Source organism: Aurantibacter sp., assembly GCF_042094015.1.
Lineage (GTDB): Bacteria > Bacteroidota > Bacteroidia > Flavobacteriales > Flavobacteriaceae > Aurantibacter.
On the sequence record NZ_JBELDZ010000100.1, the window covers coordinates 618 to 7,846 of the forward strand.

Annotated in this window: 7 protein-coding genes; 1 reads left to right on the forward strand and 6 read right to left on the reverse strand. The window is 29.2% G+C overall.

The window, feature by feature from the left end; all coding sequences use genetic code 11:
- The 4 genes from ACFDSN_RS11320 to ACFDSN_RS11335 form a co-directional block, all read right to left on the reverse strand.
- On the reverse strand, positions 1-518 hold a 518-nt coding region (locus ACFDSN_RS11320), incomplete at its 3' end, for a DUF4369 domain-containing protein (RefSeq protein WP_375239966.1).
- A 52-nt stretch (positions 519-570) separates the two neighbouring features.
- Positions 571-1,836 carry a DUF819 domain-containing protein gene (locus ACFDSN_RS11325; RefSeq protein WP_375239967.1) on the reverse strand — a complete coding sequence of 422 codons (1,266 nt, stop codon included), beginning with the start codon at positions 1,834-1,836 and terminating at the stop codon, positions 571-573.
- A 275-nt stretch (positions 1,837-2,111) separates the two neighbouring features.
- Entirely contained in the window at positions 2,112-3,041 is a 930-nt protein-coding gene (locus ACFDSN_RS11330) for an alpha/beta hydrolase (RefSeq protein WP_375239968.1), read from the reverse strand.
- A gap of 60 nt (positions 3,042-3,101) precedes the next feature.
- Positions 3,102-3,698, reverse strand: coding sequence for an alpha-ketoglutarate-dependent dioxygenase AlkB (locus tag ACFDSN_RS11335; protein WP_375239969.1), 597 nt, complete (start codon positions 3,696-3,698; stop codon positions 3,102-3,104).
- 39 nt (positions 3,699-3,737) lie between these two features.
- On the opposite strand from ACFDSN_RS11335, the gene ACFDSN_RS11340 reads away from it, so the two are divergent.
- Positions 3,738-4,403, forward strand: a complete 666-nt coding sequence (locus ACFDSN_RS11340) for a M15 family metallopeptidase (RefSeq protein ID WP_375239970.1) — start codon at positions 3,738-3,740, stop codon at positions 4,401-4,403.
- A 113-nt stretch (positions 4,404-4,516) separates the two neighbouring features.
- Here ACFDSN_RS11340 and ACFDSN_RS11345 read toward each other — a convergent pair whose 3' ends face one another.
- Complete coding sequence (locus ACFDSN_RS11345) at positions 4,517-5,821, reverse strand: RelA/SpoT domain-containing protein (protein ID WP_375239972.1); 1,305 nt, start codon at positions 5,819-5,821, stop codon at positions 4,517-4,519.
- Positions 5,822-6,002: 181 nt separating this feature from the next.
- Entirely contained in the window at positions 6,003-7,001 is a 999-nt protein-coding gene (locus ACFDSN_RS11350; protein ID WP_375239971.1) for a WG repeat-containing protein, read from the reverse strand.
- Positions 7,002-7,229: the final 228 nt, after the last annotated feature.

Here is a 7,229-nt window from a genome sequence, read left to right on the forward strand (position 1 = left end):
AAATTAGTGGTGTAAAGATACTTTCTTTTAGTAGAGCTATTTAACTTGTTTTCAATGTCTTTAAAAGCAATAGTATCTTTTATTTTTAAAGCTTCAAATTTGGCTTTAGTTAAATCTAGATTACTGTCGTTAAATTTAGAAATCATTGTAAGGTACTCTTCAACTAAAATTTGTTGTTTAGAACCTTTAATTTTAGCTTTAAATGCAAAGTCCTTAAGTGTTGTGTTTATTTCTGTAATACCTTTGTTTCCGAAAAAAGAAATACGCTCATCTGCTTTTGTAGTTTTATCTAATTCAATAAAAAACATTTCAGGCGATTCTATATCTGCATACATTTCAAAAGTTGAAGTTCCATTGACTTTTGTTGAATCTACAATAACTATAGTAGAGTCGTTAGCCTTTTTTAAATAAATTGTTCCTTTTTTTAAGCCTTTAATTTGACCTTTAACCGTCATATCTTTAGTGTCTTTTCCGCAAGACATTACAGTAATAAAGCTAAGTAATAATAAATATCTCATTCTTTAGGTGATTTTTTAAGTTGGCAAATATCTTATTTAAAAAATTAAAATACTAACCTACTGAAACGATTCGCATTAATTCAGCACATAATAGTGCGCCATAAGTTCCAACTACATATCCAAATACAGCTAACAATGCACCAACTGTAGCTAAGCTTGGGTGAAAAGCTGCAGCAACTATAGGAGCAGAAGCAGCGCCACCAACATTGGCTTGGCTACCAACAGCTAAGAAGAAAAATGGAGCTCTAATAAGTTTAGCAACAACAATTAATAAAATAGCATGAATTGTCATCCAAACAATACCAATTAAAATTAATCCAGGGTTTTCTAATATTCCACTTAAATCTACTTTCATTCCAATAGTGGCTACCAAAATGTAAATAAAGACACTTCCTAATTTACTAGCTCCAGCACCTTCATATGATTTTGCTTTTGTAAAAGATAATGAAACACCAATAATGGTTGCAATAGTTATTAACCAAAAGAAACCAGAACCAAAAGAAGATAAAGCACTTTTAGGATCTGCTACCAATTCAAAATTGTTTTTTAGAAATGTAGGGATATATTCTGCACCAAAATGCGCAATTCCAACTGCTACAAAGGCAATAGATAAAATAGTTATTGAATCTGTTACACTTGGATTTCTTGTAGTTTTCTCAGAGATTTTCTGAACTTTTTCTTGTAGAGCATCAATAGCAGAGTTGTCTGCTTTTAACCATTTATCTATTTTTTTACGTTTACCTATTCCTAATAATAAAATAGCCATCCAAATATTAGCTACAAAAATGTCTACCATTACCATTCCTCCATATTTCTCTGGATTAAATTCGTAAATCTCTAACATAGCAGCTTGATTTGCTCCGCCACCAATCCAGCTTCCGGCTAATGTGGCTAAACCACGCCAAACAGCATCAAAATCTGCTCCACCAACTGTTTCTGGAGAAAATATGGATATCAATAAAATAGCAATTGGTCCACCAATTACAATACCTACAGTTCCAGTAAAGAACATAATTAAGGCTTTTGGGCCTAAATTAAAAATTGCTTTTAAGTCTATGCTTAATGTCATTAAAACCAGAGACGCAGGTAGTAAATAACGACTTGCAATAAAATAAGTTTGAGATGTTTCCGGAGATATAATACCAAACGAACTAAAAATTGCAGGTAAGAAATAGCACATTAATAATGCTGGTACATATTTATAAAACTTTGGAAAAAAGCCTGTTTTTCTACTTTCTGTATAAAAAACAATACCTAAGCAAAGCATTAGTATTCCAAAAACTATAGCATCGTTAGTAATAAATGGTTCTGATTGCATAATATCTTTATATTTATCTGCAAAATAAGGAATATTAATAAACTTATAAAACTATTAATTTCTTTTTGGCACAGCATTTGCTTTGTATAAACTGTAATTAGGATATTGACTATAACAGGTGTGGTTACCTAACTATAAGAGTCTTAATTACATATTTTTGGTTGGTTAGTATGAAAACGCATTACTTAAGTAGTGCGTTTTCTGTTTTTAGAAATATTTTAAAAACAGAAAAGGTTAGCGTATGCTAACCTTTTTTGTTTTATGTAATAGAGATTTTATTTCTTAATAAATTCCACAATATCAGAAACTAAGTTTTCTGTAAGTTTACGATAAGGTTCATTATAAGATTTAGAGTTTTCAAGATCATCACCTTCAATAGTTACTAAAATATGATTCATATTCTCGTAGATTTTTAAAGTTGAATTTTTTGCAGCGTCATTTAATAAATTAGCTTCAGCTTCAGAAACTTGTAAATCTTTAGTTCCGTTAATAATTAAGCAAGGCATATTTAGTTTAGCAATTTCTTCAACAGGATTATATAGCATCCAATTAGCAATAAATGGTTGTACACCTAAATTAAATAGTGATCCTAAAGCTACAGGGAAATCCGAGGTTGTTTCGCCTTTTTTCAAAACATCAAAAATACGTTCTGTATCTGTTTTAAATTGTGGTGCAGTTTTGGTAACTTGTTCTATAATAATATTATCAATACTTTGTCCTGCGCCTGCTAAAGAAATAAAACCATCAGCTTTGTCTTTAGCAGCTAATAAGCCAACCAAGCTACCTTGGCTATGCCCAATCATATAAATTTTATTGTATGCGTTTGTTTTCTTGAAGTAATCTAAAACAGAACTAGCATCGGTAACAAAATCGTCAAACATCATATTTTTATCAACATTACCTTTTCTAATTTGCTTAACAATTCGTTTATCATATCTAAACGTAGCAACACCATTTTGAGATAAACCAATAGCAAGCTTTTTTAAGTTATTAGATTTTAAGAAATTCTGATTTCCATCTCTATCCGTTGGCCCAGAACCAGCAATTATAATAGCTAAATTTGGTTTTGTAGAGTTGTTTGGAGTTAATAATGTTCCGTTTATAAACGTATTAATTTCAACTTCTTTTGCTACATATAAGCTGTCCTGCTGTGCAAAATTAATTTGAGAAAAAGTAAGTGTTATTAATAAAAATAAGTATTTCATAATAATATGTTTTGTTGGTTTAAAACAATAAAAATGCCAAAAATAAAAACGTTTGCAAATTTAATTTATTATTCTAAAGGTAAGGTTTATTCTTGAACCAATTTCTTTTTTAGTTTTTGCAATTTGATGTAAATAGTTATGCTGAGTTTCGCCCTGCATGAGTAACAAACTACCAGATGTTAATTCTAATTTTTTCTTCAGTTCTTTATTTTTTTTATGTTTTAAATGAAAAAACCGAGATGTTCCAAAACTTACAGATGCTATTATTGGGTTTGTTCCTAACTCTTTTTCGTTATCTGCGTGCCAACCATTACTGTCGTTGCCATTTCTATACAAGTTAGCTAAACAGGTTGTAAACTTATACCCAGAAAACTCCTCAACCTTAGTTTTAATTCTTAGTAAATTTGCTGAGAATTTATGTGGATACATTCTAATATTAGAATAGGAATAAGGCATACTGTTTTCTGCAAAGAGAGCTGTTAATCTTGGTTGTTTGTATGTTTTTCCAAAAACTGTAATGTCATCTTGTTGCCAAGGAATTTGATTTAATAACTGATTATATAATATTTGACTTTCTACATCCGAAAAAAAACAATCTAAATAACTAATGTCTGAATCTGGTAAATTAAGATCTAGTGGAGTGGAGGTAAACAACATATCGTTTTTATTTTCTAAATTAGCTTTAAACTTTTATAAATGAAAAAATTAACGCTTCTTTTTGTTTTTTTAATAACACAATTAACTTTTGCTCAGTTACCAGAAGGTTTTGTGTATGCTAAAGAATTAATACCAGATTTAGTTGAAGAACTTCGTTACTGTACCGAAAATAATTTTGTTGGTGAAGTTATAGATGGCTATGAGAAACCAGTAATTATAATGACTCTACAAACAGCAGTTGCTTTAAAAAAGGTTCAAGCTATTTTAAAAGAAGATGGTTTAGGTTTAAAAGTTTACGATGCTTATAGACCACAACAAGCTGTAAACCATTTTGTGCGTTGGGCAAAAGTGGAGAACGATACTTTAATGAAACAAGAGTATTATCCAGATGTTGATAAACGTAAGTTAATTCCTGCTGGATATATTGCTTCTAATTCTAGACATTCTAGCGGAAGTACTTTAGATTTAACAATTATAGATTTAAAAACTGGTAAAGAATTAGATATGGGATCGCCGTATGATTTTTTTGGGCAAAAATCTTGGGTTAAAGCGCCACGTTTAGAAAAAAAACACAGAAAAAATAGAGATTTATTACAAAAGGTAATGACTAAAAATGGTTTTAGAAATTATATGCAAGAATGGTGGCATTTTACTTTAAAAAGTGAACCATTTAAGAATCAATATTTTGATTTTGTAGTGAAGTAGTATTAAGATAATTACTCTAGAGGGTAGAAAACAACAAAAATGTTAGAATTAAAAAAAGGATTAATTTTATATAAAATTGATCCTTTTTTATTAGTTATATCCCGTTGTTGTAGCTAGTATTTTTTAATTTTTCTTCTATTTTTTTTAAAAATTAGCTTTAATGAAATTGTCAAAAACCATTCAGTAATTCTGGATTCAATTTTATATTTATTAGCCTCTTCAAATAATCTCTTATCGTTTTTAATAATTTTATCTTTTTGTCTTTGAATGTCTTTCGTCCATTCATTTTGTCTTTGTTGTCTTCTGTTAGGAACCTTACCTTTACTATTTGCAACTAGTATTTCTGAATTTAAGTTATTAATGTGGTCATATAGTATTGATAAATAAAGATTGTAATATCTTAAAAAAGAGAAATATTTTTTTTCTTTTACGGATTCGATAATTAGCTCTCTTAAAATAATGTTTATATCATCTAAAATACTGTGTACTGTTAATATGTAATTTGAATAAGCACTACTTATATTTTTGTAGCTAGGTTTTAGAAGGTGAGTTAAAACTATATTTGAATTTTGATTACTTAAATATCTTTTAAAATACTCTTTTTCTGCTCTATTAAAAATACTAAAAGAATCTATTTTTGGAATTTCATCTTTTTTAGTTTCAATTAGAAAAAACTTGTGGTTTTCCCTCATTTCAAGCTCAAGCCATCTATTTCTAACTTTTAAATAATTTCGAGTAAAGACATTACTTAAATTACCAAAGTAATTATATTGACGTAAAATTTTTGCTATATATTTTTTATCATCAAATGTTAGAGACTTTCTTTTTGATAATAACAAAAGGAACTTTTCTAGTTTTTTATCTTTCCCAAGTTCTTTTAATTGTGATTCAAAAATCAGGTCGGTTATTTCCACAAGCGTTGCCCAGTTATGGTCAAGTCTATTTCTTAATTGCACTTCAACAACCTTACTGTCATTAGGTAATTGCAGATATAAATGAAGAGACTTATATCCATTTGCTTTAGGTTTTTTAATGTAGTCTCTTCTTTTTCTAACTGTAAATTTTTTAGAAATTAACTTTTCTAATTTATAAACTTCTCTATCATTATCAACGATGCATCGACATCCAGAGATATCCCACATTCTTGCAAATTTTTGTTCGTCTTTGGTGTTTTCTTTTCGTTTGAGCTTTCCAATAATTGTATCAATTCGTTTAATCCGATATGTTATAATTGCGTTTTTATTGACTCTTTTACTTAATGAGCTTAAAGAATTAAAAGTTGCATTTGTTGTCTCTTTGAAAGAGATTCTGTGTTCTTGAATTTGTTCTTTTGTAGAAGTTTGAATATTAGGGAATTCAGTTCTAATTTTATCGCCAAGTCTGTTTATGTCTCCGTTAGTTTTTAACGTTACTTTTATTTAATATTATTCGTTTTCAATTGAGTTAGCGATATTAGCTACAACGTTGTTGTATATGGTTTGTTGCGTGGTTTAAGCACCTAATTTAGCAAATAAAAACCGAACAGAAAATCCGCGAGGATTTTCGTAAGTAGGCTAGAACTAGCAATAAATTATATACGGTGTTACCTACCGTTTTTTTCTATTCAAAACTCAAAGCTTTATCAAATCTCGGTTCAATTATTATTTCCCCTTTTTTGTTTATAAAACCATAAAGTCCGTTTGTTTTAACATATGCCAAACCGCTTTGAAATTGTCCAGCACTTTCAAAAGTTGGTTCAATTATTATTTCTCCTTTTTTATCTATGTAACCCCAAAATCCGTTTTGTTTGAATTTGGCAAGTCCTTCCGAAAAATGTCCAAGGTCATCAAATGTTGGTTTTAATATCAAAATTCCTTTATCATTATATAAACCCCATTTTCCGTTTTTTTCAACAATTGCTCTTTTTTTGTAAAAATTACCAACTGCGTTGTAAAGAGGTGGAATAATTGTGTCTCCTTTTTTATTTACTCGACCTCTACCACTTGAAGTTTTGAAACTTCCAGGATAAGAATTAAGAGGCGACCATAATTTTTTGTATTCGTGTAGTTCTTTATTATATTCAATCAACTGACCTTTTTTATTCATTAAAAATGATTCTTCGTCAAATGTTATAACGTGAGCCAAATCCGATAAGAATGGATAACAGGTTTCATATTTTATTGGAATTACCATCTTTCCTCGTTTATTAATATAGCCACAACTATCATTTACTGTTACATCGGAAACTCCTTTAGAAAATCCTAAAAAAATGTCGTCGTATTTAAATGGAATTTTGACTCTTCCTTTTGTATCAATAAATCCATATTTTTTACCTTTTTGAACTGCAGATAGTCTTTGATAAAATGGATTCGCATCGTCATAAATTATCGGAATAACGATTTCTCCTTTTCTATTAATAAATCCATATTTTTCATCCTTTTCAACCATAAAGAGGTTTGTACTGTTGCTTTTTATTATGTAACCATAATCTGGTGGAACAATCATTTCTCCACTTCTGTTAATTAGTCCATATTTTTTGTCAATTTGCACGACAGCGGTTTGGTTAGATTTACAGCTAAAAATTGAAATTAGGATTAGTAAAATGGTGATTTTTTTCATAGATGACTTCGATTAAGAAGTATAAAATTCGGTTGTTATAGTTGTTTTTCCAAGCTTGAATTAGTGAATGGTGTCTTTCATTTAGTTAAGTTGCTCCAAATGGTAGGTAACGTGTTATATAACAACTTTTATCACCGATATCCCGTAAATAAATCGGGTTATAGTAAGACAATTATCATTGTTATCCCGTAAAGGTAATTTAATTATTTCATTATCCAAGTCGCATTT